This is a genomic window from Variovorax sp. OK605, assembly GCF_900115445.1.
Classification (GTDB): domain Bacteria; phylum Pseudomonadota; class Gammaproteobacteria; order Burkholderiales; family Burkholderiaceae_C; genus Variovorax.
Window position 1 is genome coordinate 207,300 of the sequence record NZ_FOWL01000008.1, and the last position, 25,709, is coordinate 233,008.

General features: G+C 68.7%; 23 protein-coding genes and 1 riboswitch. Of the genes, 7 read left to right on the forward strand and 16 right to left on the reverse strand.

What is annotated here, in order from left to right:
- Positions 1–87: 87 nt before the first annotated feature.
- From BM013_RS21790 to ribD, 13 genes are all read right to left on the reverse strand, one after another.
- Positions 88–1,101: a FecR domain-containing protein gene (locus BM013_RS21790; protein WP_256221599.1), complete on the reverse strand. Its 1,014-nt coding sequence runs from the start codon at positions 1,099–1,101 to the stop codon at positions 88–90.
- Positions 1,102–1,115: 14 nt separating this feature from the next.
- Positions 1,116–1,628, reverse strand: a complete 513-nt coding sequence (locus tag BM013_RS21795) for a sigma-70 family RNA polymerase sigma factor (protein WP_177206544.1) — start codon at positions 1,626–1,628, stop codon at positions 1,116–1,118.
- Positions 1,629–1,729: 101 nt separating this feature from the next.
- Positions 1,730–3,460 carry a peptidoglycan D,D-transpeptidase FtsI family protein gene (locus BM013_RS21800; protein ID WP_093129737.1) on the reverse strand — a complete coding sequence of 577 codons (1,731 nt, stop codon included), beginning with the start codon at positions 3,458–3,460 and terminating at the stop codon, positions 1,730–1,732.
- A 118-nt stretch (positions 3,461–3,578) separates the two neighbouring features.
- Positions 3,579–4,553 (reverse strand): cell envelope integrity protein TolA, encoded by a 975-nt coding sequence (tolA, locus tag BM013_RS21805; protein ID WP_093129738.1) that lies wholly within the window; start codon positions 4,551–4,553, stop codon positions 3,579–3,581.
- A 3-nt stretch (positions 4,554–4,556) separates the two neighbouring features.
- Positions 4,557–4,994 carry an ExbD/TolR family protein gene (locus BM013_RS21810; RefSeq protein ID WP_093129739.1) on the reverse strand — a complete coding sequence of 146 codons (438 nt, stop codon included), beginning with the start codon at positions 4,992–4,994 and terminating at the stop codon, positions 4,557–4,559.
- A 15-nt stretch (positions 4,995–5,009) separates the two neighbouring features.
- Positions 5,010–5,732, reverse strand: a complete 723-nt coding sequence (gene tolQ, locus BM013_RS21815; RefSeq protein WP_093129740.1) for a protein TolQ — start codon at positions 5,730–5,732, stop codon at positions 5,010–5,012.
- Complete coding sequence (gene ybgC / locus BM013_RS21820; RefSeq protein ID WP_093129741.1) at positions 5,729–6,187, reverse strand: tol-pal system-associated acyl-CoA thioesterase; 459 nt, start codon at positions 6,185–6,187, stop codon at positions 5,729–5,731. Before ybgC ends, tolQ begins: the two co-directional genes overlap by 4 nt.
- On the reverse strand, positions 6,184–7,389 hold the full coding sequence (locus BM013_RS21825; RefSeq protein WP_093129742.1) for a pyridoxal phosphate-dependent aminotransferase: 1,206 nt from the start codon (positions 7,387–7,389) through the stop codon (positions 6,184–6,186). The genes ybgC and BM013_RS21825 overlap by 4 nt, the downstream gene beginning before the upstream one ends.
- The gene (nusB, locus tag BM013_RS21830; protein ID WP_093129743.1) at positions 7,386–7,931 is read right to left on the reverse strand and encodes a transcription antitermination factor NusB; all 546 of its coding nucleotides are present in this window, start codon (positions 7,929–7,931) and stop codon (positions 7,386–7,388) included. The genes BM013_RS21825 and nusB overlap by 4 nt, the downstream gene beginning before the upstream one ends.
- On the reverse strand, positions 7,928–8,392 hold the full coding sequence (gene ribH, locus BM013_RS21835) for a 6,7-dimethyl-8-ribityllumazine synthase (RefSeq protein ID WP_093129744.1): 465 nt from the start codon (positions 8,390–8,392) through the stop codon (positions 7,928–7,930). The genes nusB and ribH overlap by 4 nt, the downstream gene beginning before the upstream one ends.
- 6 nt (positions 8,393–8,398) lie before the next feature.
- On the reverse strand, positions 8,399–9,553 hold the full coding sequence (gene ribBA, locus BM013_RS21840; RefSeq protein ID WP_093129745.1) for a bifunctional 3,4-dihydroxy-2-butanone-4-phosphate synthase/GTP cyclohydrolase II: 1,155 nt from the start codon (positions 9,551–9,553) through the stop codon (positions 8,399–8,401).
- On the reverse strand, positions 9,550–10,215 hold the full coding sequence (locus BM013_RS21845) for a riboflavin synthase (protein WP_093129746.1): 666 nt from the start codon (positions 10,213–10,215) through the stop codon (positions 9,550–9,552). The genes ribBA and BM013_RS21845 overlap by 4 nt, the downstream gene beginning before the upstream one ends.
- Positions 10,216–10,347: 132 nt before the next feature.
- Positions 10,348–11,475: a bifunctional diaminohydroxyphosphoribosylaminopyrimidine deaminase/5-amino-6-(5-phosphoribosylamino)uracil reductase RibD gene (ribD, locus tag BM013_RS21850; protein ID WP_093129747.1), complete on the reverse strand. Its 1,128-nt coding sequence runs from the start codon at positions 11,473–11,475 to the stop codon at positions 10,348–10,350.
- A 179-nt stretch (positions 11,476–11,654) separates the two neighbouring features.
- On the opposite strand from ribD, the gene pilV reads away from it, so the two are divergent.
- The 6 genes from pilV to BM013_RS21880 are packed head-to-tail and all read left to right on the forward strand — an operon-like array spanning position 11,655 to position 18,407.
- Entirely contained in the window at positions 11,655–12,230 is a 576-nt protein-coding gene (pilV, locus tag BM013_RS21855) for a type IV pilus modification protein PilV (protein WP_218153679.1), read from the forward strand.
- Positions 12,208–13,182, forward strand: coding sequence for a PilW family protein (locus tag BM013_RS21860; protein ID WP_093129952.1), 975 nt, complete (start codon positions 12,208–12,210; stop codon positions 13,180–13,182). Before pilV ends, BM013_RS21860 begins: the two co-directional genes overlap by 23 nt.
- Complete coding sequence (locus tag BM013_RS21865; protein WP_093129749.1) at positions 13,179–13,832, forward strand: pilus assembly PilX family protein; 654 nt, start codon at positions 13,179–13,181, stop codon at positions 13,830–13,832. Before BM013_RS21860 ends, BM013_RS21865 begins: the two co-directional genes overlap by 4 nt.
- Positions 13,833–13,843: 11 nt before the next feature.
- Positions 13,844–17,401 carry a pilus assembly protein gene (locus BM013_RS21870; RefSeq protein ID WP_177225536.1) on the forward strand — a complete coding sequence of 1,186 codons (3,558 nt, stop codon included), beginning with the start codon at positions 13,844–13,846 and terminating at the stop codon, positions 17,399–17,401.
- Positions 17,398–17,814: a type IV pilin protein gene (locus BM013_RS21875; RefSeq protein WP_093129953.1), complete on the forward strand. Its 417-nt coding sequence runs from the start codon at positions 17,398–17,400 to the stop codon at positions 17,812–17,814. The genes BM013_RS21870 and BM013_RS21875 overlap by 4 nt, the downstream gene beginning before the upstream one ends.
- A complete protein-coding gene (locus tag BM013_RS21880) occupies positions 17,811–18,407 on the forward strand; it encodes a GspH/FimT family pseudopilin (RefSeq protein ID WP_093129954.1) in 597 nt (198 codons plus the stop codon). The genes BM013_RS21875 and BM013_RS21880 overlap by 4 nt, the downstream gene beginning before the upstream one ends.
- A gap of 4 nt (positions 18,408–18,411) precedes the next feature.
- On the opposite strand, the gene nrdR is transcribed toward BM013_RS21880, so the two are convergent.
- From nrdR to BM013_RS21895, 3 genes are all read right to left on the reverse strand, one after another.
- Entirely contained in the window at positions 18,412–18,855 is a 444-nt protein-coding gene (nrdR, locus tag BM013_RS21885) for a transcriptional regulator NrdR (protein ID WP_057594475.1), read from the reverse strand.
- Between the two features lie 21 nt (positions 18,856–18,876).
- Positions 18,877–20,121, reverse strand: a complete 1,245-nt coding sequence (gene glyA / locus BM013_RS21890; protein WP_093129751.1) for a serine hydroxymethyltransferase — start codon at positions 20,119–20,121, stop codon at positions 18,877–18,879.
- A gap of 41 nt (positions 20,122–20,162) precedes the next feature.
- A riboswitch (ZMP/ZTP riboswitch) is annotated at positions 20,163–20,288 on the reverse strand.
- A 42-nt stretch (positions 20,289–20,330) separates the two neighbouring features.
- Positions 20,331–21,170, reverse strand: coding sequence for a lytic transglycosylase domain-containing protein (locus tag BM013_RS21895; protein ID WP_093129752.1), 840 nt, complete (start codon positions 21,168–21,170; stop codon positions 20,331–20,333).
- A gap of 637 nt (positions 21,171–21,807) precedes the next feature.
- Between BM013_RS21895 and BM013_RS21900 the strand changes: the two genes are divergently transcribed.
- Entirely contained in the window at positions 21,808–25,632 is a 3,825-nt protein-coding gene (locus BM013_RS21900) for a DUF748 domain-containing protein (protein ID WP_093129753.1), read from the forward strand.
- The last annotated feature ends 77 nt before the right edge of the window (positions 25,633–25,709 follow it).

Sequence of the window (25,709 nt, forward strand, 5' to 3'; positions counted from 1 at the left end):
CGGCTTTCGGGCAAAGAAGAGGGTTGGTACTAGTCATGCCAACCGGCTCCGCCAAAAGGGAACCTGCACGCCGGAAATTTTTTCGAATCAGCGTTTCGCCGTGCCCTGCGCGGCTTCGACCACGGTCCACCACGGCATCGGCCGGCGCACGCGCACCGGCAGCGTGGCCTGCAGCGCCGAGAGAACGCGCTCGGTGTCGGCCAGCGGGTAGGCGCCCACGATGCGCAGGCTGGCCACCTCGGGCGCGCAGCCCAGGTAGCCGGGGCGGTAGCGGGCCAGCTCGGCGATGAAGTCGCCCAGGCGCATGCCGTCGGCCACGAGCATGCCGCGCGTCCAGTCGTCGCCGTACCCGGCCACGGGTTCGGGCGGTTCGACGCGGTCGGCGAAGAGGCGGGTTTGCTGCCCGGCCACCAGCGTGCGCGAGTCGCCGCCGCCGCCGGGCTGCGAGGCCACCGCGCCTTCGAACACCGCGAGGCGCACGGCGCCGTCGCCTTCGTGGCGCACGGCGAAGCGGGTGCCCAGTGCGGTGAGGCGGCCCTGCGGCACGTCGACCACGAGCGGGCGGGCGGGTGAGGCTTCGTCGTGGCCGCTGGTGATGAGCACCTCGCCCTTGTAGAGCACGATGCGGCGCAGCGTGGCCGAGAACTCGACGTCGACAGCGGTGGCCGTGTTGAGCCACAGGCGGCTGCCGTCGGCCAGCACCACCTCGCGCCGCTCGCCGGTGTCGGTGCGGTGCGCCGCGACCCAGCCGCGCCACGGCACCTGCCGCGAGGCCATCCAGCCCGCGAGGCCGGCCACCGGCACCAGCGCCAGCGCGCGCAGCACCGAGCGCCGGCGGTTGGACGACGCGGCGCCGCGTTGCTCGAGCACACGGCGCGCGGACAGGCCGGGCAGGCCCGGCATGGCGGCCAGGCCCGTGAACTCGCCCGAGATGGTTTCCACGCGCTGCCAGGCGGCGCGCTGCTGCGGCCCCGTGGCCAGCCACGACTGCCAGCGCGAACGGTCGGCGTCGCTCACGGCGCCGGCCTGCAGCACGGCGAACCATTCGGCGGCCTGCTGCAGGTCTTCGAAGGCGGGCGCCGTGGCGGTTTCGGGAGGCATCGGGCGCAGGCTCCTCAGGAACTCGTCAGCAGCAGGCATTGCAGCATGGCCTGCGCCATGTATTTCTTCACCATGCGCTCGGACACCTTCAGCTGCGCCGCGATCTCGGCGTAGGCGAGGCCGTCGAGCTGCGACAGCAGGAACGCGGTGCGCGCCTTGGGGTTGAGCCGGTCGAGCATGGCGTCGATGCGGCACAGCGTCTGCAGCGCGAGCAGGCGTTCTTCGGGGGAGGGCGCGAGCGGCTCGGGCAGCACCGCCAACGCGTCGAGCCAGGCGCGCTCGATGTCCTGGCGGCGCCAGTGGTTCACGACCACGCCGTGCGCCAGCGTGCGCAGGAAGGCGCGTGGTTCGTTGAGCCGTTGCGCATCGCGCGACACCATCAGGCGCACGAATGTGTCGTGGGCCAGGTCGGCGGCGCACGACGCGCCGCCCAGCCGGCGGCGGAACCACCCTAGCAGCCAGCCGTGGTGTTCGCGGTAGATCGCATCGATGGATGCCGGCTCGGACGGCAGCGGTAGGGCGGACACGGGGCGAAGGCGCAGGGCAAGAAGATGAGAATAGTTCGCATTCTATCGTCACGTATCCGTTCGACGTACGCCTGCAGCCGTGGCTGCCGTGAAAGCCGTGCTCAGTGAGCCATCGGCGCAACAGCCAGGTCGGGCACCACGTTCAGGATGCGCAGCGTCTGCTGCACCACCTGGCTGAACACCGGCGCGGCCACCAGCCCGCCGAAGTACTTGCCCGCGCTGGGCTCGTCCACCATCACCGCGACGATGACGCGCGGCTTGTCGATGGGCGACATGCCCGTGTACCAGGCGCGGTACTTGTTGCTCGCATAGCCCTTGCCGACCTGCTTGTGCGCCGTGCCGGTCTTGCCGCCGACCGAATAGCCCACCGTCTGCGCGAGTGGCGCGGTGCCGCCGGGCGCGGCGGCCAGGTGCATCATCTGGCGCACCTCGCTGGCCACCAGCGGCGAGAACACCTGCACGCCGGCCGGCTCCTCGCCGGTGTTCTTCAGCAGGCTCACCGGGATCACCTCGCCGTCGTGCGCGAAGGCGGTGTAGGCATGCACGATCTGGAACAGCGAGGCCGACAGGCCGTAGCCGTACGACATGGTGGCCTGCTCGATCGGGCGCCACGACTTCCACGGCCGCAGCCGCCCGGTCACCGCGCCGGGGAAGAGCGTCTGCGGCTTCTGGCCCAGCCCGACGGCGGTGAACGAGTCCCACATTTCCTGCGCCGACATGCGCTGCGAGATCTTGGTGGCGCCCACGTTGCTCGACTTCTGGATCACGCCCTGCACCGTCAGCACGCCGAAGTTCTCGTCGTCGTGGATGGTCGCGCCGGCCACCGTGATGCGCCCCGGGTTGGTGTCGATGATGGTGTTGGGCGTGACGCGGCCCAGTTGCAGCGCGGTGGCGATGGTGATCGGCTTCATGGTCGAGCCGGGCTCGAACACGTCGGTCATGGCGCGGTTGCGCAGCTGCTCGCCGGTGAGGTTGTGGCGGTTGTTGGGGTCGTAGCTCGGGTAGTTGGCCATGGCCAGCAGCTCGCCCGTGTGCGCGTCGACCACCACCACGCTGCCCGCGCGCGCCTTGTTGGCGATGACGGCGTCGCGGATCTTCTCGTAGGCCACGAACTGCACGCGGTCGTCGATGCTCAGCTGCACGTCGTGGCCCTCGGTCGGCGGCACCTGGTCCTCGGTGTCCTCGACGATGTGGCCCAGCCGGTCCTTGATGACGTGGCGCGAGCCCGACTTGCCGGCCAGCTGCTGGTTGAACGCCAGCTCGATGCCTTCCTGGCCGACGTCTTCCACGTTGGTGAAGCCGGCCACATGGGCCGCGGCCTCGCCCTCGGGGTACTGGCGGCGGTAGTCGCGCCGCAAGTAGATGCCCTTGATGTTGAGCGCGGCCACCTGCCTGGCCACCGGCTCGTCGACCTGGCGCTTGAGCCACACGAAGCTCTTGTCCTCGTCTTCCAGCTTCTTGTCGAAGTCCTTCTGCGCCATGCCGAGCAGCTTCGCGGCCTGCCTGAGCTTCAGCTGCGTGGCCGGGTCGTCGCGTTCGATGTCCTCGGGAATCGCCCAGATGCTGGGCGCGGGCATGTCGGACGCCAGGATCAGCCCGTTGCGGTCCAGGATGCGCCCGCGGTTGGCGGGCAGCTCCAGCGTGCGCTGGTAGCGCACCTCGCCCTGGTGCTGGAAGAAGTCGTTGTTGAAGATCTGGACGTAGGCGGCGCGGCTGGCCAGCAGCACGAAGCCGAAGGCGATGCTGGCCACGATGAACTTGCTGCGCCACACGGGCGTGGGGCTGGCGAGCAGCGGACTGCTGCCATAGCGGATGCGGCCATTGGGATTCATCTTGTGCGGGCATGACGCCCGGCTGTTGTTGTCCGCGTGTAGACAGCAAGGCCGGTGCCGAGTTCCGGGCGGTTGCGAGGAACCACCCGGAATCGGTGCACAAATCAGCGCTGGAGGCTCAGCGCTTGGGCCGCAGCGAGACGATCAGCGACGGGAAGATGCGCCCGTCGGTGTCGCGCGGCAGCTTGTCGGTCTTGCGCAGGCCGCGTTCGGCGGCGTCGTCCCAGCCCGGCAGGCCGCTGGACTTGCTGAGCTTCACGTTGACGATGGTGCCGTCGGGCGCCAGGCTCACTTCGAACTCCGCCGCCGGGTTGCCGTTCACGGTGTCGGCATCGGGGAAGGTGATGTTCGGACGCACGGCCGCGGCAATGCGACCGGCATAGCCGCTGGACGGACCCGACGAGCGCATGGCCGTGCCCTTGGCGTCGTCGCTGCCGCTGGCGCCGGCCAGGCCCTGCATGCGCTTGAGCGCGGCGGCACGGTCGGCGGCAGCCTGCTTCGTGGCGGCCTCGGCTTTCTTCGCCTCGGCTTGCTTGGCGTCGGCGGCCTTCTTGGCTTCGGCTTCCTGCTGCTGCTTCTTCTGGTCGGCCAGCTTCTTCTGCTGTTCCTGCTTTTTCTCGGCCTCGTCCTCGGCGCGCTGCTTGGCTTCGAGCTCTTTCTTCTTCTGCTGCTGCTGCTTTTCGAGCTCGCGCTCTTTCTGTTCCTTCTGCTCCTTGAGCTTCTTCTCGCGCTCCAGGGCAATGTCGGGGGCCTTCGGCGCGGGGGCCGGCTCGGGCGCCTTGGCAACGGGTGGCGGTGGCGGCGCGGGCGGCACAGGCGTCGGGGCCGGTGCGGGCGGGGGAGGTGGTGGCGGCGGCGGCGTGGGAACCGGCGCGGGCGCCTGCGGTGCCTGCAGGCGGGGTGCCGCCTGCTGCACCGTGGACGACCACAACTCGGCGTCGACCGCGCCTTCGTCGGGATCGCTTTTCCAGCGCACGCCCCAGGTGAGCGCGGCAATCAGCAACCCGTGCGCAATGAGGGCCAGCACGACGGCACGCGGCGTGCCGCGCTGGGGCGGTGGCGCGAACTCGGGGCGATCCAGTGCGAGCGACATGCCTTATTTGCCGCCCGTGGTCGTGACCGACAGGCCCACGCGCTCGACGCCGCTGCGCTTGAGCTGGTTCATCGCCTTCACGACGGTCTCGTACTTCACCGACTTGTCGGCGCTGATGACCACCGGGCGCTGGTCGTCGCCGCCCTGGGCCTGCTTGGCCGCGGCACCGATCTGCGTCATGGGGATCGACGTGCCGCCGGTGCCGGTGGACGGGTCTTTCTTGATCTGCACTTCGTCATCGCTCTTGATGACGATCTCGATGGGCTTGTCGGGCTGCTTGTTGGCGCGGTCCACCGTGGGCAGGTTGATCACGCTCGGCGTGATGAGCGGGGCGGTGACCATGAAGATGATCAGCAGCACCAGCATCACGTCGATGAACGGGACCATGTTGATCTCGTTGATCGTCCGGCGGCCGCGGCCCCGGGAAGAAACGGCGGGCATCTGTGAAGCCTCCGCTCAGCGGTTGGCCGGAGCCACCGACGTTGCGGCGCCGCCGGCGTTCGGGTTGGCCGAGAGGTTGCGCTGCAGGATGTTGGAGAACTCCTCGATGTAGGTCTCCAGGGCAATGGCGATCTTGTCGATCTCGCGGGCGAAGCGGTTGTAGCCGACCACCGCCGGAATGGCGGCGAACAGGCCGATGGCCGTGGCCACCAGTGCCTCGGCGATGCCGGGGGCCACGGTGGCCAGCGTCACTTGCGTGAGGGCGGCCAGGCCGGTGAAGGCATGCATGATCCCCCAGACCGTGCCGAACAGGCCGACGTACGGGGAGACCGAGCCCACGGTGGCCAGGAACGAGAGGTTCTGCTCGGCCGCGTCCAGCTCGCGCTGGAAGCTCGCGCGCATGGCGCGGCGGGCGCCGTCGAGCAGCGTGGGCGCGTCGGTGACGTGGCGCTCGCGCAGCTTTTGATATTCGCGCATGCCCGAGGCGAAGATGCGCTCCATGGGGCCGGCGAACTTGGCGTTCTGCGCGGCCGAGGCGAACAGTTCGTTCAGGCTGGTGCCCGACCAGAACTCGCGCTCGAAGTCGTCGTTCAGCGCGCGCATGCGCCGCAGCGCGAAGTACTTGCGAATGATGGCTGCCCAGCTGGCGATCGAGACGATCACGAGCAGCAGCACGACCAGTTGCACCACGAAGCTCGCGTGGAGCAGGAGATTGATGATGGAAAGATCTTGGTTCATGGCTTGATAGGTTGAGTCATGGAGCCGCTGTAGCGCTCGAGGGTTCCCGTGACTTGTTTCGGTATGCGTGCGGGACGCAACGTGGCGGCGTCCACCCAGCCGATGCGGATCGTGCCTTCGCACAGCAAGACAGGTGCCGAGGCCCCTGTACGCTCTTGCTCTGTTTTTGATAGCACTCGCTGACCGATTATCAACGACGCGGTGCCCATTTGTTGAAGATCGGCGGTAACCAGCAGTTCGTCGTCCAGCCGCGAGGGCCGATGGTATTTGAGCTTCGTTTCGCTCACCACGAACTGGCCGCCCGTTTCCTCGCGCAGCTTGCGCTGCTCGACGCCCAGGGAGCGCAGCCATTCGGTGCGGCCGCGCTCCATGAACTTCAGGTAGTTGGCGTAGAACACGATGCCGCCGGCGTCGGTGTCTTCCCAGTAGACGCGGATCGGGAACGCGTAGCTCATTGCGCCCTGGTGCCCGCCATCGCGGCCATCGCACGCAGGCGTTCGATGGCTTCCTGCAGGTGCGCCATCGAGCTGGCGGTGGAGAAGCGCACGAACTTCGCGGTCTCGGCCGTGCCGAAATCGCGGCCCGGCGTGACGGCCACGTGGGCGCGCTTCATGGTCTCGAAGGCGAAGTCCCAGCTGCCCGAGATGCCGAGCTTCTCGGCGAACGAGGTGCAGTCGGCCCAGGCATAGAAGGCGCCGTCGGGCATCACCGGCACCCTGAGGCCGAGCGCGTCGAGCTGCGGAATGAACCAGTCGCGGCGCGCCTTGAACTCGGCGCGGCGGCGTTCGTACTCGGCGATGCTCTCGTCCTCGAAGCAGGCCAGCGCCGCGTACTGCGACACGGTGCTCGCGCAGATGAAGAGGTTCTGCGCCAGGCGCTCGACCACCGGCACCAGCGCCTCGGGCACCACCAGCCAGCCCAGGCGCCAGCCGGTCATGTTGAAGTACTTGCTGAAGCTGTTGATGCTGATGACGTTGTCGTCGATGGCCAGCGCCGTCTGCGCGAAGGCATCGTCGTACGACAGGCCCAGGTAGATCTCGTCGATCAGCGTGATGCCGCCGCGCTTGGACACCACCTCGTGGATGCGGCGCAGCTCGTCTGGCGCGATCGAGGTGCCGGTCGGGTTCGAGGGCGAGGCCAGCAGCACGCCGCGCGTCTTGTCGCTCCAGGCGGCCTCGACCTTGTCGGCCGTGAGCTGGAAGCGTTCCTCGGCCGTGGTCGGCACCAGCACCGCCTTGCCGTCCGCCGCGCTCACGAAGTGGCGGTTGCACGGATAGCTCGGGTCGGGCATGAGGATTTCGTCGCCCGACTCGATCAGCGCGAGGCAGGCCAGCTGCAGCGCGGCCGAGGCGCCGGCCGTGACGACGATGCGGCGGGCCGGCACGTCGACGTTGAAGCGCTGGCGGTACCAGCCGCTGATGCGTTCGCGCAGGTGGTCAAGCCCGGTGGCCTGCGTGTACTGCGTGGCGCCGGCGCGCACGGCGCGGGCGGCGGCTTCCTGCACCAGCGGCGGGGCGGTGAAGTCGGGCTCGCCGATGTTCAGGAAGATCATCGGCCGGTCGGTGTGGGCCACCTCGCGCGCCAGGGCGCCCGCGGCCTTCGCCACCTCCATCACATAGAAGGGCTCGATGCGCTGTGCGCGCGTCGAGATCCTCATGCCTTGGCCTTGCCGGAAGCGCGATCGGCCTCCACCTCGAGCGGGCGCAATTGCGGCGCCAAACCGTTGAGCACCGCGTTCACATACTTGTGGCCGTCGGTGCCGCCGAATTCCTTGGCCAGCTCGATGCACTCGTTGAGCACCACGCGCCACGGCACGTCCAGGCAGTTCTGGAATTCGTACACGCCGATCCACATCACCGCGTGCTCGATGGGCGAGATTTCTTCGAACTTGCGGTCGAGCAGCGGGCGGATCAGCGCGTCGAGCTGCTCCGCGCCTTCGATCGCGCCGTGCAGCAGCGCGTCGTAGTGCAGCGCGTCGGCCTTGTGGAAGCCGGCGAGGTCGCGCGTGAAGTGGTCGATGTCGGTCGGGTCGTTGCGGCCCACCAGGTGCTGGTAGAGCGCCTGCAGCGCGAACTCGCGCGCGCGGCTGCGGTTCGACTTGGCCGAAGCCTTGCGCGCACCGGTGCTGGTGAGCCCGACGCGCGACTGGCGCGGCTTGCCGGCTGCGGACTTGGTGGGCTTGGAGGTGTCTTCGGTCATGAAAGGGTGGCCAGCAGTTGCGCCATCTCGACAGCCACGCGGGCCGCGTCGCGGCCCTTGTCGGTCTGACGGGCAACGGCTTGCTCGAGGTTTTCGGTGGTGATGATCGCGTTGGCGATGGGCAGCTTGTAGTCCAGCGCGATGCGGCTCACGCTCGCGCCCGATTCGTTGGCCACCAGTTCGAAGTGGTAGGTCTCGCCGCGGATGATGCAGCCCAGCGCCACCAGCGCGTGGTAGCCGCCGCGTTCGGCGAGCGCCTGCAGCGCCACCGGCACTTCGAGCGCGCCGGGCACCTTCAGGTGATGGATGTCGTTGGCGGCCACGCCCAGGGCTTCGAGCTCTGCGAGGCAGGCGTTGGCGAGCGCGTCGGTGATGTCGGCGTTGAAGCGCGCCTGCACGATGCCGATGCGCAGGCCCTTCCCGTGGATCGGCGTCGTTTCGCCCTTGTTTGCACCTTGCATGGTCGTTCAGTCTTTCGTGAGGTAGCCGGCGATCTCGAGGCCGTAGCCCGCTGCCATGCTCGGCATGCGACGCGGCGTGCCCAGCAGGTTCATCTTGTGCACGCCGCACTCGCGCAGGATCTGCGCGCCGATGCCGTAGCTGCGCAGGTCCATGCGGCCGCGCTCGGGGGCTTGCGCGGGGCGCGCGGTGCCGTCGAACTGCGCGAGCAGCTCGCCGGCGGTTTCGCCGCAGTTCAGCAGCACGGCCACGCCCTTGCCCTCGTTCGCGATGTGCGAGAGGCTGGCGTCCAGGCTCCACGAGTGCAGCGAGCGGTTGATCTCGAGCGCGTCGAGCACCGACAGCGGCTCGTGCACGCGCACCGACACCGTGTCTTCGGGCGCCCAGGTGCCGCGCACCAGCGCAAGGTGCACGCCGCGGCTGGGCTTGTCGAGGAAGGCGTGGGCGGTGAAGGTGCCCCAGTTGGTCTGGATCTCGCGGCAGCCGACCTTCTCGACCAGCGATTCGACGCGGCTGCGGTGCTCGATGAGGGCGGCGATGGTGCCGATCTTCAGGTCGTGCTCGGCCGCGAAGATCTGCAGGTCGGGCAGGCGGGCCATGGTGCCGTCTTCGTTCATCACCTCGCAGATCACCGAGGCGGGCGAGCAGCCGGCCATGGCGGCCAGGTCGCAACCGGCTTCGGTGTGGCCGGCGCGCATGAGCACGCCGCCGTCCACCGCCTGCAGCGGGAAGATGTGGCCGGGCTGCACCAGGTCGGCGGCCACGGCGTCGGGTGCCACGGCGGCCTGCACGGTGCGTGCGCGGTCGGCGGCCGAGATGCCGGTGGTCACGCCTTCGGCGGCTTCGATCGACACGGTGAACGCGGTCGAGTGCTTGGCGCCGTTGCGCTGGACCATCGGCGGCAGCTGCAACCGTTCGCACATCTCGCGCGACAGCGTCAGGCAGATCAGGCCACGGGCATGGCGCGCCATGAAGTTGATGGCTTCGGGCGTGATGTGGTCGGCGGCGATGACGATGTCGCCTTCGTTCTCGCGGTCTTCCTCGTCGACCAGGATCACCATGCGGCCGGCGGCGAGCTCGGCCACGATCTCCTCGACCGGGGAGATCGGGGCGGGGGCGCGCGCGGCGCGGGAGGCGCCGATCGGCGTGACGGAGGCGTTCATTCGGCTGTGTCCTTGGAATACGTGGAAGAGGGGGGCACCAGCACGCCCGCCTGAAGCATGCGCTCCACGTAGCGCGCCACGGTATCGATTTCGAGGTTGACCTGCGCGCCGGCCTTCAGGGTGCCGAGCGAGGTGTTTTCGACGGTGTGCGGGATCAGGTTGATGCTGATCTCGGCGCCGTCGGCAATGTCTTTCACCGTGTTGACGGTGAGGCTCACGCCGTTGATGGTGATCGAGCCCTTGTAGGCCAGGAAGCGGGCCAGCGCCTGGGGCGCGACCACGCGCAGTTCCCAGCTTTCGCCGACCGGCTCGAAGAAGCTCACGGTGCCGATGCCGTCCACGTGGCCCGACACGATGTGCCCGCCCAGGCGGTCGCTCGCGCGCAGGGCCTTCTCGAGGTTGATGCGGCCGCCCTCGTCGGTCAGGCCGGCCGTCTTGTCGAGGGACTCGGCGGAAATGTCGATGGTGAACTGCTGTCGCTCGGGGACGAGGGTGGTGACGGTCATGCAGGCGCCGTTGAGCGCGATGCTGTCGCCAAGCCCGACGTCGTCGAGGTAACCCGAAGGCGCCTCGATGCTGAGTCTTTTGCCGTAGGAGGATGAGGTGCCGAGGTCGTGGATGGCGGCGATGCGCCCCACGCCGGTGATGATTCCGGTGAACATCCGCGCATTTTCGCAGACATCGCGAGCCCTCCGGCTTTTCATGGGCGCTTTGCGCCATGTAATTCGCCGCCCCGAGGGGAAGGCGCGGCGCGCCTTGAACCGGCCCGGCGACGGCCGCCGTGGTTCGGACCCTTAGAAGGCGTCCTTTCCGGCGACCCGGGCCAGCACCCGCAGGTCGGGGCCCAGCATGTCCACGGACTTGAATTCCAGGGGCAGCGCGCCCGCCAGCGAGGTCAGCGGGCCGCCCGCGTGGAGGTGGCTGGCAATGTCGAGCCCTCTGCCGATCAGCTTGGGCGCCAGGTACACCAGCAACTCGTCGACACAGCCTTCGCGCAGCATCGAGCCGTTGAGCTTGTGGCCCGATTCGACGTGCAGTTCGTTGACCCCGCGCGCCGCCAGGTCCCGCAGCAGGGCGGGCAGGTCGACCTTGCCGTCGGCGTTGGGCAGGCAGGTGACGGTGGCGCCACGCGCTTCGAGCGCCGCGGCTTTTTCCTCGTCGCGGCTGGCCGCGTAGATCCAGACCGGGCGGCCTGCTATGAATATGTGAGCGTCGGGCGGCGTCTGCAGCCGGCTGTCGACCACCACCAGGTGCGGTTGGCGTGGCGTCTCGACCAGGCGCACGTCCAGGCGCGGGTTGTCTTCGATCACCGTGCCCACGCCCGTGAGCACCGCGCTGGCCCGCGCCCGCCAGGCGTGGCCGTCGGTGCGGGCGGCTTCGGCGGTGATCCACTGGCTCACGCCGTTCTCGAGGCCGGTCTTGCCGTCGAGCGAAGCCGCCACCTTCATGCGCACCCAGGGCTGCTTGCGGACCATGCGGCTGAAGAAGCCGATGTTGAGCTCGCGCGATTCGGCCGCGCCGGGGCCCACCTCGACCTGCACGCCGGCCGCGCGCAGCCGGTCGAAGCCCTGTCCGGCGACCAGCGGGTTCGGGTCGGCCAGCGAGGCGACGACGCGGCGCACGCCGGCCGCGATCAGCGCGTCGCAGCAGGGGCCGGTGCGCCCATGGTGAGAGCAGGGTTCGAGCGTGACGTACGCCGTCGCGCCCTCGACCGAATTTCCTTGCGCCGCCGCGTCGCGCAGCGCCATCACCTCGGCATGCGGCCCGCCGGCCTTCTGCGTGTGGCCCTGGCCCAGCACACGGCCTTCGGCATCGCACAGCACGCAGCCCACGCGCGGGTTCGGATCGGTCAGCAGCAGCGCCGACGTGGCCAGCCGCAGCGCGGTGGCGATGTGCAGGGCGTCTTGTTCTTGAGAGGGCATGTCGGGTTCGGCGGAAGAAGTTGGCAGCGGTGTCGCTGGATCATACGAGCGGCATTCGGGCGCGGATGAACGGTGCGCGTGCCTCCACCGGGGCCGACTTACGCTCGGCTTTCGATGGCGCGAACAAAGAGGCAACCCGAGTTGCACACGCGCAGGGAGGACATCGGCCTATGGCTTCAATGAAGCATTTCAGCGCGGGCTTTTCGCTCGTGGAGGTACTCGTTTCCGTCGTGGTGCTGAGCGTGGGCTTGCTCGGCGCCGTGAGCCTGCTGCTGGCCTCGGCCCGCACGAGCAACGAGGCCGCCACGTTCACGGCGGCAGTCAACCTCGTTCGCGACCTGTCGGAAAAGGCGCGCATGAACAAGGGCATCGCGGCGCGCAACGACCCGGCGAATGCCTACCTGGTCGAGCGATGGACCGAAGGCGCGTCGCCGGGTAGTGCAGGCCCGTCGTGCGGCGCCTCGAGCGCAGCCTGCGACGCGGCGCAGCTCGCGGCGTGGGACATGCGCGAATGGAAGCAGCGCATCGCCGCGGCCTTGCCCGATGCGCGCGTCAGCGTGTGTTTCGACGAGACGCCCTGGAGCGAGGCGGAGGGTGCCTACACCTGGGCCTGCAGCCAGACCGGCCACAGCGTGGTCGTGAAGCTCGGATGGATGCCGCGCGGCAACGAGGGTGCCGGCAAGCCGAACCCGCCGCCGCGCCTGGTGATGCAACTGGTGCCAGGACATTCCCATGACGGCCGGCCCGGTTCCTGAGCGGGCAGGGTGGCCGCGCCAGCGCGGCATGACGCTGGTCGAACTGCTCATCGCGATGGCGCTCGCGCTGCTCGTGGTGCTCTTCGCCACCGCCGGGTTCGTCGGCAGCAAGCAGCTCTTCACGGCCGACGCCGAGGCGCAGGCCGTGGAAGACACGCTGCGGTTCGCCGGCTTCGTCGTCAAGGGCATCGTGCGGCAGGCCGGCTATGCCGATTACACGCCGGACCACACCGGCGCCGATGGGGAGGTCGCGTTGCCGGGTGCTGGCGCGCCGTCCGACGACCCCTCCGAACTGCACATCGTCGGCGCACGCAACACGCGTGTCGGCGCGACGGACGAGAGCCACGGCACGAACAACAGCCGCGGCGTGAACGGCAGCGACTCGCTGCTCGTGCGCTTCTTCGGCCGCAGCCGCGCCGGCGGCGATGCCACCGAGCCCGACGGCACCATGGTCGACTGCATGGGCTTCCCGCAGGCCGGCCCCATGCCCGGCACGCAGGCGTCGGCCGACCGCGCATGGAGCTTCTTCTACATCGCCAAGGCCGCGGACGGCGAGCCGGAGCTGTATTGCAAGTACCGCAGCGAGAAAGACGGCAGCTTCAAGGCCGAGCCGCTGGCGCGCGGCATCGAGGTGTTCAACGTCGTCTTCGGCCACGACGGCGATGGCGACGGCGTGCCCGAGCGCTGGCTCGACGCGGCGCAACTGGAGGCAGGCGCACCGTCGGCCGACAAGGTCGCGGCCGAATGGCGCAAGGTGGTCGGGCTGCGCATCGGCATGGTGGCGCGCAGCGACCGGCCCGGCGCGTGGCCCCGCCTGTCGGACGAAGCCCTCTATCCGCTGGGCTCCACATTTGTTGGCGCCGGCTTCAAGCCGCCGGCCGATGGCCGGCTGCGGCGCGTGGCCACCTTCACCGTGATGTTGCGCAATGCCGTGGCGGGCCCTGTGCCATGAGCCGCTCCGTGCACCGCCCGCCGCGCGGGTTCTCGCTGATCGTCGTGCTGCTGATGCTGCTCGTCGTCACGGTGCTGGCGCTTGGCGCGGCGCAGACCTCGCTCGTGAGCGAGCGCAGCGCGCGCAACGACCGCGACACCGAGGTGGCGTTCCAGGCCGCCGAGGCGGCGTTGCTCGATGCCGAAAGCGACGTGCTCGGACCGAACGACAGCGCGCGGCAGCGCCTGTGCCTGTTCAGCAGCCGGGACATCTCGGCCTTTGCCGCAGGGTGCGCCGGCGGTGGCGATCGCCAGGGGCTTTGCGCGCCGGGCGAGCCGGGTGCCGAGCCGGCCTGGATGACCGCGGACTTCTCGGCCGATGCCGGCAAGTCGGTCGCCTACGGCGCCTTCACCGGGCAGGTCTACCTCAGCGGCGACGCGGCAACCGGTTCGCGCGCCGGCGCGCTTCCAGCCCGGGCGCCGCGCTACATCGTGGAAGCCCTGCGCAGCCATGGCAACTGGCAGCCCGACCTGTTGCAGAACGCGAGCGCCGACGGCGCGCACTACCTCTTTCGCGTGACCGCCATCGGCTACGGCATGCGCGAGGAAACGCAGGTGGTCCTGCAGACCACCTTGTCCAAACCGGCGCCCAGTCCGGGTTGCCTTTCATGAGGAGCGAAGCGATGCGCTGCAATCGAACCCTGTGCCTGGCGATCGTGGCGATCGCGATGACCTTGGCCGTCTGCCAGGCCATCACCGCCCATGCGGCGACGCCACCCGATGCAGTGCTGCCGGACGAGCCGCTGGCCTCGGTCGCATCTCGCGTCGATCCCAATGTGGTTTTCAACCTGGCGCTCGACGAGTCGCATGCCGGCGCGGCGCATCGCGCCGAGTTCGACGCCGCGGTGAGCCATGCCGGACTCTGGGACCCGATGGGCTGCTACAGCTACGCGAGCGCAGACGGGTATTTCAAGCGCGAGTCCGCCGCTAAAAAGAGCGCCGGCGGCGAAATCGTCTGCAGCCGCCAGTGGAGCGGTAACCTGCTGAACTGGGTTGCAAGCTCGGGCATCGACGGCGTGCGCATGGCGTTGACCGGCGGCGATCGCGTGATCGACGAGCCCGGTCGAACCGTGCTGCGGCGCGCGGAACTGCCGGCGCACTTCTATCGAGGCGTTCACTTTCCCGACAAGGTCCTGACGGGCCGGCTGGACCTGCTCACGCCCTTGCCGGTGAGCGATGTTCTTCACTTCAACAACTGCGGCGAAAAGATCTTCGTCGGCCCCTCGGCCAAAGGCTCGTGCGCCGAGCCGGGCACCGACGCGACGCATGGCACCTACCTGGCGCGTGTGGCCGTCTGCACACCGGGCGAGGCGGCGGCGCGCGGGTCGCTGTGCTTCAAGTACCCGAGCGGCCATCGCAAGCCGGTCGGCGCGGCGCAGCTGAATGCGGAGCGGCTGCGCTTTTCGGTCTTCGGCCGTCTTCCGGGCGATGCGCTGCTCGCACCGATGAAGCATGCCGGTCCCCTGAAGACCGACGCGACCTTCGACAAGGTCGGCAACGCGCAGGCCGAATGGGACCCGCAGACCGGCGTCTTCAAGACCGCGGCGTCCGGGCAGAAAGGCGTCATCGACGCAATACACCGCATCGGCCGGGGGGGTGTCTACGGCGCGCCCGATGCCGTCGGCGAGCTGTACGAGGCGTCGCTGCGCTACCTGCAAGGCCTCAGGCCTGGGCGAGGTGTCTTGGACTCGGCGGACCTGGCGCTGGCGGACCCGGTGGCGGTCGGATGCCAGAAGAACCATGTCGTCACGGTCGGGGACGTGCAAGCGCGCACCGACAGCATCGGCGACGACAGCGGGACCCGTGCCGTGGACGCGTTCGAGAAGGAGTCGTCGTCTTCCCCGGCGCGCGTGTCGGGCATGGCGGGGCTCGCCTACGGAGCCAACACCCGGAAGATCCGCAGCGACCACCCCGACGTGCGCGTGCGGACCTTCGCCATCGACATGGGGCCGCGCGGCATCGGGCGCCACCTCGCGGCGAAATACGGTGGCTTCGTCGACATCAACGGCGACGGCAATCCCTTCAAGACCTCCGGCGGCATCGGGCGGCCGGACGTGAAAAGCCATGCCGAGTGGGCGGAAGGCATCGACGCCGACGGCCAACCGCAGCCAAGGACGTACGTTCTCGCCGGTGAGCCCCGGCAGATGGCGGCGGCGGTGCGAAGGGTGCTACGGCAGGTGGTCGCACCTGCGGACGACGAAGCGGTCAACGGCGCGGTCTCGTCGGTCGGCATCGCGAAGGCGGGCGCCAGCCAGTATGTGTCCCGGTCGACCGGGCAGCGTGGCGCGGGCTCGTTGCTGTCGCATGCGTTGAGCTATGACGAGGCCACCGGCAGCGTGCGCCGTGCCGATCGGCCCGACTGGGACGCTGGCGCCTTGCTGACCGGCAGCGCGATGGCCGAGCCGGCCGTGGCCGCGCGCGATCCGTCGAAGCGCAGGATCTTCACGCTGTCTTCCGCCGGTGCAGGCATTCCATTCGAATGGAGCGCGCTCGACGAGGTTCTCAGGGGGCATCTGGGCGCAACCCCGCACGTGGAGCCCGCCGCATCGGACGCGCTGGGCGCCGATCGGCTGGCCTACCTGCGAGGCGACCGGCGCAAGGAGGAATCCGTCGCCGGCGGCGTGTTCCGTGTGCGCGATTCGGTCATGGGGCGCGTGGCCCATTCGATGCCGTTCGTCACCGAGGAGCGGCAGGGCCGTGCGCCCACGGTGTACGTCGGCGCCAACGACGGCATGCTCCACGCGTTCTCGGCACGCACCGGTGACGAGCTCTTCGCCTATGTGCCGCGTGCTTTGTTCTCGAAGCTGGCGGGCTACACCTCGCCGTACCATGCATACGGCAGCCTTGCCGATGGATCCGCGACGGTCGTCGACGTTCAGCCGGCGGGCGGCGCGCAGCGCAGCGTGCTGGTCTCGGGCACGGGGGGCGGTGCCACCGGTGTCTTCGCGCTCGACGTGACCGACCCCGCGGCCTTTTCCAAGGAGCAGGTGATGTGGGAGTTCACCGGCGCGGACGACGCCGACATGGGCCACCAGACACAAGCGCCACGCATCCTGAAATTCCGCACGGTCGCCGCGACGCGCTCGGAGGCGGCCAGGTACCGGTGGTTTGCCGTGGTGCCCTCGGGCTTCAACAACGCCAATCCGGAGAAGCGGGCCGCATTGTTTCTGCTCTCGCTCGACAAGCCTTCGAATGCGCCGTGGCAGCGCGATGTGAACTACCACAAGATCGTGCTGCCGCTTCCGGCGGACAACACCCTGGTCAACGCACTCGGCGTGCCGGGCGACTATGCGGGCGCTGGCGGCGCCACCCGCTTCCTGTACGCGGGCGACACGCAAGGCAACCTCTGGAAGTTCGATTTCACCGCCGGCGCGCCCTGGCGGGAAAGCAACGCCTTGCCGTTCAAGGCGAAGCCCCTGATGGTCGCCTCGAGCGAACGCGACCGGCGCCAGCCGATCACCGTGCGGCCGGAGGTCGGCATCGGACCCCACGGCGGCGCGGTCGTGCTGTTCGGCACCGGCAAGTTCATGAGCCCCGAAGATCTTGGGCGCGCGAACCATGGCGTCCAGACGGTCTACGGGGTGTATGACAGCGGTGCGCCGATTCCGGCGCATGCCGCGCGCGCGCAACTCCAGCCGCGGCGGGCCGCCGCCGTCGATGGGTCTTCGCTGCTCGCGATCACCGGCGATGCATTCGGGCTCGGTGCTTTCGACGGCAAGACGTCCGGCCGCCGCGGCTGGTACCTCGACCTGCCGGCGTCGCGCGACAAGGGCGAGCGCGTCATCGCCGACCCGGCACTGCATGGGGGGCTCCTGTTCTTCAACACGCTCATTCCGCCCGCGAGCGCATGCGGCGAGGGAGGCGGGCGGAGCTGCGCGCTGAACGCCATGACCGGGCTGTCGAAAGGGGGCACCTGCGTGCCGTCGGAGGCGGGCATGCCGGGCGCGCCGCAGGTGGTGCAGCTGGGCGACAGCGGCTACAGCGCGACCGATTCGCTCGGCCGCCGGCTGGAAACGCGTCGGTTGGCGGTCATCAATCGGGGAGGCGGGGGAGGCGGGCGAGGTGGGGGAGGCAAGGGCGCGCTGTCGACCGCGCAGCCTGCCGGGGGCGGAAAAGTCACGCAGCGCGCGGGGCGCATGAACTGGCGGCAGGTCGTGGACTACCGGGGAGCGAAACCATGAGAACCGGCAGCAGGCGAGCGTGCGGCTTCACCCTGGTCGAAGTGATGATGGTCGTGGCGATCGTCGCCATCCTGGCGGCCATTTCCTATCCGTCGTACCTGGAGATGGTGCGCAAGGGCTGGCGCAGCGAAGCCCGCACTGCGCTGATGCAGCAGATGCAGCACCAGGAGCGGCACTACACGCAGGTCGGCCGCTATCGGCGCTACGCCGGGGATTCGGGGGAAGGCGGGGCCGAAGGAAAGTACGCGATCGCCAGCGGCAACTGCGAAGGGCGCAGCAACATCGACAGCTGCATCCGGCTCACGGCGAGCCCGAAGCCGGGCTTTGCCGATCCGCAGGGTGGTGCGCTCTGGATCGACAGCACGGGCGGGCGGGGCTGCGATGGCGCCCAGCGCGTGAGGTGCTGGCAATGAAGACGCGAGAAGGTGCGCGCGTCGAAGGCTTCACACTGCTGGAGCTGATGGTGGTCGTGGCCATCGTGGCGGTGCTGGCCACTGTCGGCACGCCGGCTTTCAGGGACCTGCTGATCAACCAGCGGCTCTCTGCCGCCGCGCAGGCCTTCAACGCCGCCTTGAGTCTCGCGCGCATGGAGGCCATCCGGCGCTCGCAAAGCGTCAGCGTCACTGCGCTCGTGGGCCGCAGCTGGCTCGGTGGGTGGGCCGTGGTCGCCGCGCAGGCTGAATCGGAGAGCTCCGAGAAATCGGACAAATCGGAGAACAGGGAAGCATTGCGCCGCTTCGAGGCGCTGCCGGACGGCATCAGCGTCGACGCATCGCTCGGCGACGGGTTCGCGCAAGGCGTACGCTACGACAGCAACGGTTTCTCGCGCCGGGCCACGAGCGCCGGCTTCGGGGCAGGATGCCTCACGCTGAAGGCCGAAACGGGCCGCAGGGCATCGATCGTGGTATCGGCATCGGGGCGGGCCAGGGTCTGCAACCCGGACCAGCGCGGCGACTGCGGCACGGGAGCGTGCGGCAGCGGCGGCAGGAAAAACCAGGACGGCTGAGCCGTCAGATGTCGCGCAGCAACTGCCTGAACTCGTCCACGTCCTCGAAGCTGCGGTACACCGAGGCAAAGCGCACGTAGGCGACCTTGTCGAGCTTCTTGAGTTCGCGCATCACCAGTTCGCCGACCTTGGTCGACTCTATTTCGCGCAGCCCGCTGGCCAGCAGCTTCTGCTCGATGCGCAGCAGGGCGTTGTCGATCTGCTCGATGCTCACAGGGCGCTTGCGCAGCGCCAGCATCATCGAGGCGCGCACCTTGGTCGAGTCGAAGTCGGCGCGGCTGCCGTCCTTCTTCACGACCACGGGAAAGTTGACGTCGGGCCGCTCGTAGGTGGTGAAGCGCTTGTCGCAGGCACCGCACTGGCGGCGCCTGCGAACGAAGTCGGCGTCTTCCGAAACGCGGGTCTCCACGACCTGCGTTTCAAGATGACCGCAAAAAGGGCACTTCATGCGGCCAGCTTTTCCGGGCGATCAGCGGTAGACAGGGAAGCGGCTCGTCAGGGCGTGGACCTTGGCGCGCACCGCGTCGATGTTCGCCGCGTCGCGCGGGTTCTCGAGCACGTCGGCGATCAGGTTCGCGGTGATGCGGGCCTCTTCGTCCTTGAAGCCGCGCGTGGTCATGGCGGGGGTGCCGATGCGCACGCCGCTGGTGACCATCGGCTTTTCGGGGTCGTTGGGGATCGCGTTCTTGTTGATCGTCATGTGGGCGCTGCCCAGCACGGCTTCGGCTTCCTTGCCGGTGATGCCCTTCGAACGCAGGTCGACCAGCATCACGTGGCTTTCGGTGCGTCCGCTCACGATGCGCAGGCCGCGCTGGGTGAGCGTGTCGGCCACGATCTGGGCGTTCTTGACCACCTGTTGCTGGTAGGTCTTGAACTCGGGCGCCATGGCTTCCTTGAACGCGACGGCCTTGGCGGCGATCACGTGCATCAGCGGGCCGCCTTGCAGGCCGGGGAAGATGGCGCTGTTGATCGCCTTCTCGTGCTGCGACTTCATCAGGATGATGCCGCCGCGCGGCCCGCGCAGGCTCTTGTGGGTGGTCGAGGTGACCACGTCGGCGAAGGGCACGGGGTTGGGGTACACGCCCGCGGCCACGAGGCCGGCGTAGTGGGCGATGTCGACCATGAAGATCGCGCCGACGTCCTTGGCCACCTTGGCGAAGCGCTCGAAGTCGATGCGCAGCGAGTAGGCCGAGGCGCCCGCGATGATCAGCTTGGGCATGTGTTCATGCGCCTTGCGTTCCATGGCGTCGTAGTCGATGGCTTCGTTGGCGTCCAGGCCGTAGCTCACGACGTTGAACCACTTGCCGCTCATGTTCAGCGGCATGCCGTGGGTCAGGTGGCCGCCTTCGGCCAGGCTCATGCCCATGATGGTGTCGCCGGGCTTGAGGAATGCCAGCATCACGGCTTCGTTCGCCGAGGCGCCGCAATGCGGCTGCACGTTGGCGGCGTCGGCACCGAAGATCTGCTTGATGCGGTCGATGGCCAGTTGCTCGGCCACGTCGACGTGCTCGCAGCCGCCGTAGTAGCGCTTGCCCGGGTAGCCTTCGGCGTACTTGTTGGTGAGCTGCGAGCCCTGTGCGGCCATGACGGCCGGCGAGGCGTAGTTCTCGCTGGCGATCAGCTCGATGTGGTGTTCCTGGCGTGCGTTTTCGGCTTGAATCGCAGCCCAGATTTCGGGATCGGTCTGTTCGACCAGGTTGTTGCGTTGGTACATGGCAGTCCTTTGAAGACGAGGTCCTTGTTCTTCAACCAAACAAGGGCTGCCCAGGCGAACGGCTGAACGCCTGTTGTGGTCAGGCGGCACGCTTCCCAGTGGTATTCCACGTCAGCGCGGGGCACCGTTAGCGGGTGCTGCGCCTATCGCCAGTCGCGTACATGCGGAGTGTAGCTCACACCCGCCGGGGGCGTCCTCGCCCGGGGCGTTCAGGAGACGGAGGAAAGCAGGGCGACCTTGGCCGGCTCGCTGCCTTCTTCAGGCTTGGCCGGGGCCACCACGGGCAGCGGCTGGGCGCGCACGCCCGGCGGCGTGACCGTCGTGGACGGTGCGCGGCCGTTGGCCACTTGCTGCAGGCGCTCGTGCTCGGCCATCACCTTGCCAGCGTAGCCGCCGTCGTCCTCGAGGTTGGCCGCGCCGACGTAGTAGCGAAGGCCGCCTTCGAGCGAGCCGGCGCGGGCGATGCATTCCTGCAGCACCTTGACGCCCACGCGCATGTTGGTCACCGGGTCGAAGGCGGTGAGCGTGCCGCCCGCGCTTTCGTACTTGTCGCCGTGCACGCGGGTCATGACCTGCATGAGGCCCTGCGCGCCGACATGGCTCTGGGCGAACGGGTTGAAACTGGATTCCACGGCCATGATGGCGAGGATCAGCGTCGGATCGATCTTCGTGCGCTTGCCGATGCCATAGGCCTCGGCCACCAGCACGCTCAGCGGCTCGGCGGCCACGCGGTACTTCTTGCTCAGCCAGTACGCCACGGCGGCCTGCTGCTTGGGCAGGTCGGCGGGGCTCGCGGCCGTGGTGCGCTCGATGGCGGTCGGCTCCAGGTCGGTGGCTTCAGGCGCAGGCTTGCGCGACTGCAGCCAGCCCATCAGTTGCTCCTCGCCGGTCTTGCGCAGGTCCGGGCGGGCCACGAGGGCGAGTGCCGCGAACACGATGGCCAGGCCGACCAGTGCAAACCCGTTGTGGGTGATTTCAAAAAAGCCGTCTGCCACGTCGGACACGAAGGTCCTTAGCCCTCGGGCTGTGGCATCGAACGCCTTGTTCATCGCTCTTCCTTTCTGTGCGGCACCCGGCTCGCAGCGCCATGAAGGCGATGGGATGAAGGCAGCGGCGCTTGGATTGGTACGAATCAGGCTCCGCGCATGGAGTGAAGGGGGTTGGGAGCGCGGTGACCTGATCAAGCCGGTTGGGATTCGGCAGCGGATTCAGGGAGGCTCTGCCGCGTCGGGCGGTCAGAGCAGGGCGGATTCTAGCGTGGGCTAATACTCGGTCAAGCATAATGAATTGATTCTTTATGCTAATGAATGCTTAAAAACGTGACGGTTTCGAGGCGTTTCTGCTTACGGGAAATCCCTTTGTAAAACGCGTTTGCAATCCGAGGGTGCGCCGCCTAATCTGAACGGGCTTGAGGTTTCAGGCGTTTTTCCGAGGTCCGGCAGTCCGAGGTGCAAGTCAAGGGCTCAGCGTCCGAGGATCCACGGTGGCAATCTCTTGCTGCCAGCACGGTGGGAACCATCGACTTCCTGTCGCGCGAATCGATGGCATGGGTCTTATGCCCGCCATCAAGCCCGGCAACCTGACGGTCCGTCGTGTTGCCGGGCTTTCTTGCTTCTGGGCCCGATGAGATTTCCGGGGCCTTGGGAGCGGGTGGGATTGCGCACCTCTTTGCGGCACACTCCCGCGATGGACTTCGCTTCGATCAAACAAAACAAATGGGTGCGGCGTGGGATCGTCGCGTTGCTGGTTCTGCTGGCGTTCTGGGTCATCGCCTGGCTGGCGGTGCCCCCGATCGCCAAGAGCCAGCTCCAGAAGATCGCCAGTGAGAAACTGGGCCGGCAAGTCACCGTCGGCAAGATCGATTTCAAGCCCTGGACGCTCGAGCTCACGCTGAACGACCTGCGCATCGCCACCGCCGACGGCAGCAAGCCGCAGGTGGCCATCGGCCGGATCTACGCAGACGCCGAACTGCAGTCGATCTTTCGCCTCGCACCGGTGATCGACGCGGTCACCATCGACGCGCCGGCCATCCTGCTCACGCACCTGGCAGACGGCAAATACGATATCGACGACATCCTGGCCAAGCTCTCGGCCGGCCCGCCGCCCGACCCGAACGCCAAGCCCGCGCGCTTTGCCATCTACAACATCGCGATCAACGGTGGCTCGGTCGAGTTCGACGACCAGACCGTCAAGCGCAAGCACGAGCTGCGCAACTTCGTGCTGAAGGTGCCGTTCCTGAGCAACCTCGACTCCAAGCGCGACATCAACACCGAGCCCAAGCTCGCGTTCGTGCTCAACGGCAGCCAGTTCGACTCGGCCGCCTTCACCACGCCTTTCGCCGAAAGCCGCAAGACCGACGCGCACGTGCAGTTCAAGGGGCTCGACCTGGTGCCGTACCTCGGCTACATCCCGGGCAGCGTGCCGGTGCGCGTGCAGGCCGGCAGCCTGGACGCCGACCTGAAGATCGGCTTCGAGCACGGCGCCACCGACGGCCTGAAGATCACAGGCACGGTCGAGGCGCACGGCACCAAGGTGGCCGATGCGCGCGGCCGCGACCTGCTGGCCTTCGAGTCGCTCAAGGTCGCGGTGGCCGATGTGCGCCCGCTTGAATCGGTGTTCCATTTGAGCGAAGTGGCGCTGGTCAATCCGCAACTGGCGGTGGCGCGCGATGCCGCCGGCCAGCTCAACCTGCTGGCGACCGACCCGGCCACGGGCGCGACCGAAAAAGCGGCGCCGCTGCCAGCGGCCGCCGCCAGCGCGCCGGCCGGCAAGCCGGCCGAAAAACCGGTGCTGAAGGTGCAGGTCGACAAGGTCGCGCTGAGCGGCGGGCGCATCGGCTGGCGTGACGAAACCGTCAGCCCGGCCGCGGCGGTCGCCCTGACCGAGCTCGGCATCGACGTCACGGCCGTCACCTGGCCGATGGACAAGCCGGCCCAGTTCAGCGGCAGCACGGCCCTGGCCGGCGCGTCGCTCAAGTTCAAGGGCAGCGCCACCGACAAGGTGGCCGACGTGCAGACCGAAGTCGACGGCCTGCCGCTGTCGCTGGCCGCGCCGTACCTGGCGCAGAGCCTGGAGCCCACGCTGGACGGCAAGCTCAGCGGCCAGATCGACATCGCCTGGGCGCAGCCCGAGCTGAAGTTCAAGGCGCGCCGCCTGGCCGCCGACGGGCTCGCGCTGACCCAGGCCAAGACGGCGCTTGCCAGTGTCGGCCGCTTCGAGCTGGTCGATGCCGAGGTCGACATGACCCGGCACACGCTGAACATCGCCTCGTTCACCGCGACCAACCCCAAGGTGCGCGTGGAGCGCGACAACGAGAAGCGCTGGATGTTCGAGCGCTGGCTCAAGACGCCGGCCGGCGGCGGCACCAAGGAGGCCGATGCCAAGGTCGCCGCGCCCAAACCCGCCGCCGCCGAAACGCCGCAGCCCGGCGCCAACACCAAGCCGTGGGCGCTGACCATCGGCACGCTGGCCGTCGACAACGGGGCACTCTCGTATGCGGACAAGGCCGGCGCCACGCCGGTGACCGTCGAAGTCACCGCCTTCAAGCTGCACGCCCAGAAGCTCGCGCCCGAGACCAACACCACGTCGCCGCTCGAAGTGTCCGGGCGCATCGGCTCCGGGCGTTCCGACCCGGGCCGCTTCGACTACAAGGGCAACATCGTGCTCAAGCCGCTTGCGGCCGAGGGCCGGCTCGAAGTGGCGTCGTTCCCGGCGCACGCCTTCAAGGCGTACTACGCCGATGCGCTCAACGTCGACATCCGCCGCGCCTTCGCGAGCTACCGCGGCACGGTGCGCTACGCGACCTCGCCGGCGGGCATGAGCATCAAGCTGGCCGGCGACACCGCGCTCGACGACTTCCGCGCCAACAGCGTCTCGCTGACCCAGTCGCCCGGCTTCGACCGCAACACCAACCAGCTGCTGAGCTGGAAGACGCTGAGCCTGCGCGGCCTGCAGGTCAGCATGGCGCCGAATGCGCCGCCGAACGTGGACGTGCGCGAAACCACGCTGACCGACTTCTTCGCCCGCGTGATCGTCGACCCCACGGGCCGCCTCAACCTGCTGAGCCTCACCAAGAAGGGCGAGGCGGAAGCCAACGCCGCCGCGGCGGCAACGGCAACCGCCGGCGAAGCCAGCACCCGCAAGGGCCCGGGCGGCACCACCACCACGACCCGCGGCGCGCCCGCCCGGACGACGGGCGGCGCACCCGTGTCGGCCGAGGCCATGGTCGGCGGCACGCCCGAGCCGGCCAAGCCAGCGGCCGCGCCCGCAGCCACGGCGCAGGCGAGCGCGGACACCGGGCCCGCACCGGTCATCAACTTCGGCCCGATGAGCCTGGTCAACGGCAAGATCGACTTCACCGACCTGTTCGTCAAGCCGAACTACTCGGCCGACCTCAGCGAGCTGACCGGCAAGCTGAGTTCCTTCTCGTCGAACCCGCCGAAGGGCGAGGGCGGCCGGCCGGCGCTGGCCGACCTCGAGCTGCGCGGCAAGGCGCAGCAGACCGCGGCGCTGGAAATCACCGGCAAGCTCAACCCGCTGGCCAAGCCGCTCGAGCTCGACATCACCGCCAAGATGCGCGACCTCGACCTGGCGCCGCTGTCGCCGTACGCGGTGCGCTATGCCGGCCACGGCATCGAGCGCGGCAAGATGAGCATGGACGTCAACTACAAGGTGGCGCCCGACGGGCAGCTCACGGCCACCAACAAGCTGGTGCTCAACCAGCTGCAATTCGGCGAAGAGGTGGCCGGTGCGCCCGCCAGCCTGCCGGTGAAGCTGGCCGTGGCGCTGCTGGCCGACCGCAACGGCGTGATCGACGTCGACCTGCCGCTCAGCGGCTCGCTCAACGACCCGCAGTTCAGCGTCGGCCCGCTGATCTGGAAGGCCGTGGTCAACCTGATCGTGAAGGCCGTGACCGCGCCGTTCAGCCTGCTGACCGGCGGGCTCGGCGGCGGCAGCGGCGAGTCGAGCGCCATCACCTTCGAGCCCGGCGGCTCCGAGCTGAGTGCCAGCGCCAAGGAAAGCCTGGACAAGGTCGCCAAGGCGCTCACGGACCGGCCCACGCTGCAGATGACGGTGATCGGCACCTCCAACCTCGAGAAGGAGCGCGACGCCTACCAGCGCCAGCGCGTGCGTCAGTTGACGTACGCCGAAAAGCGCCGCGTGGCGGTGCGCGGCGGCCAGACCGGCACCGATGTGCCCCCGGTCACCGACGCCGAATACCCCGACCTGCTGACCGCCGTCTACAAGCGCGCCGACATCACCAAGCCGCGCAACATGGTCGGCCTGGCGAAAGACCTGCCGCTCAAGGACATGGAGAACCTGCTGTTCGCCAGCGTGCCGGTCGACGAGGAATCGATGCGCCAGCTGGCGGTCGAGCGCGGCGCCGCGGTGCGCGACTACCTGCTCGCCAAGAAACTGCCGAGCGAGCGCCTGTTCCTGGGCGCGGTTCGCACCAACGCCAGCGGCGCCGACTGGAAGCCGGGCGCGGAGCTGAGCCTCACGATGAAATAAGGCCGGCCTTTCGCGGCGCAGCCGACCCCCGCAGCCCGGCAATCCCCGTATGGAACTTTCGGGGGGCTTGGTTTTTT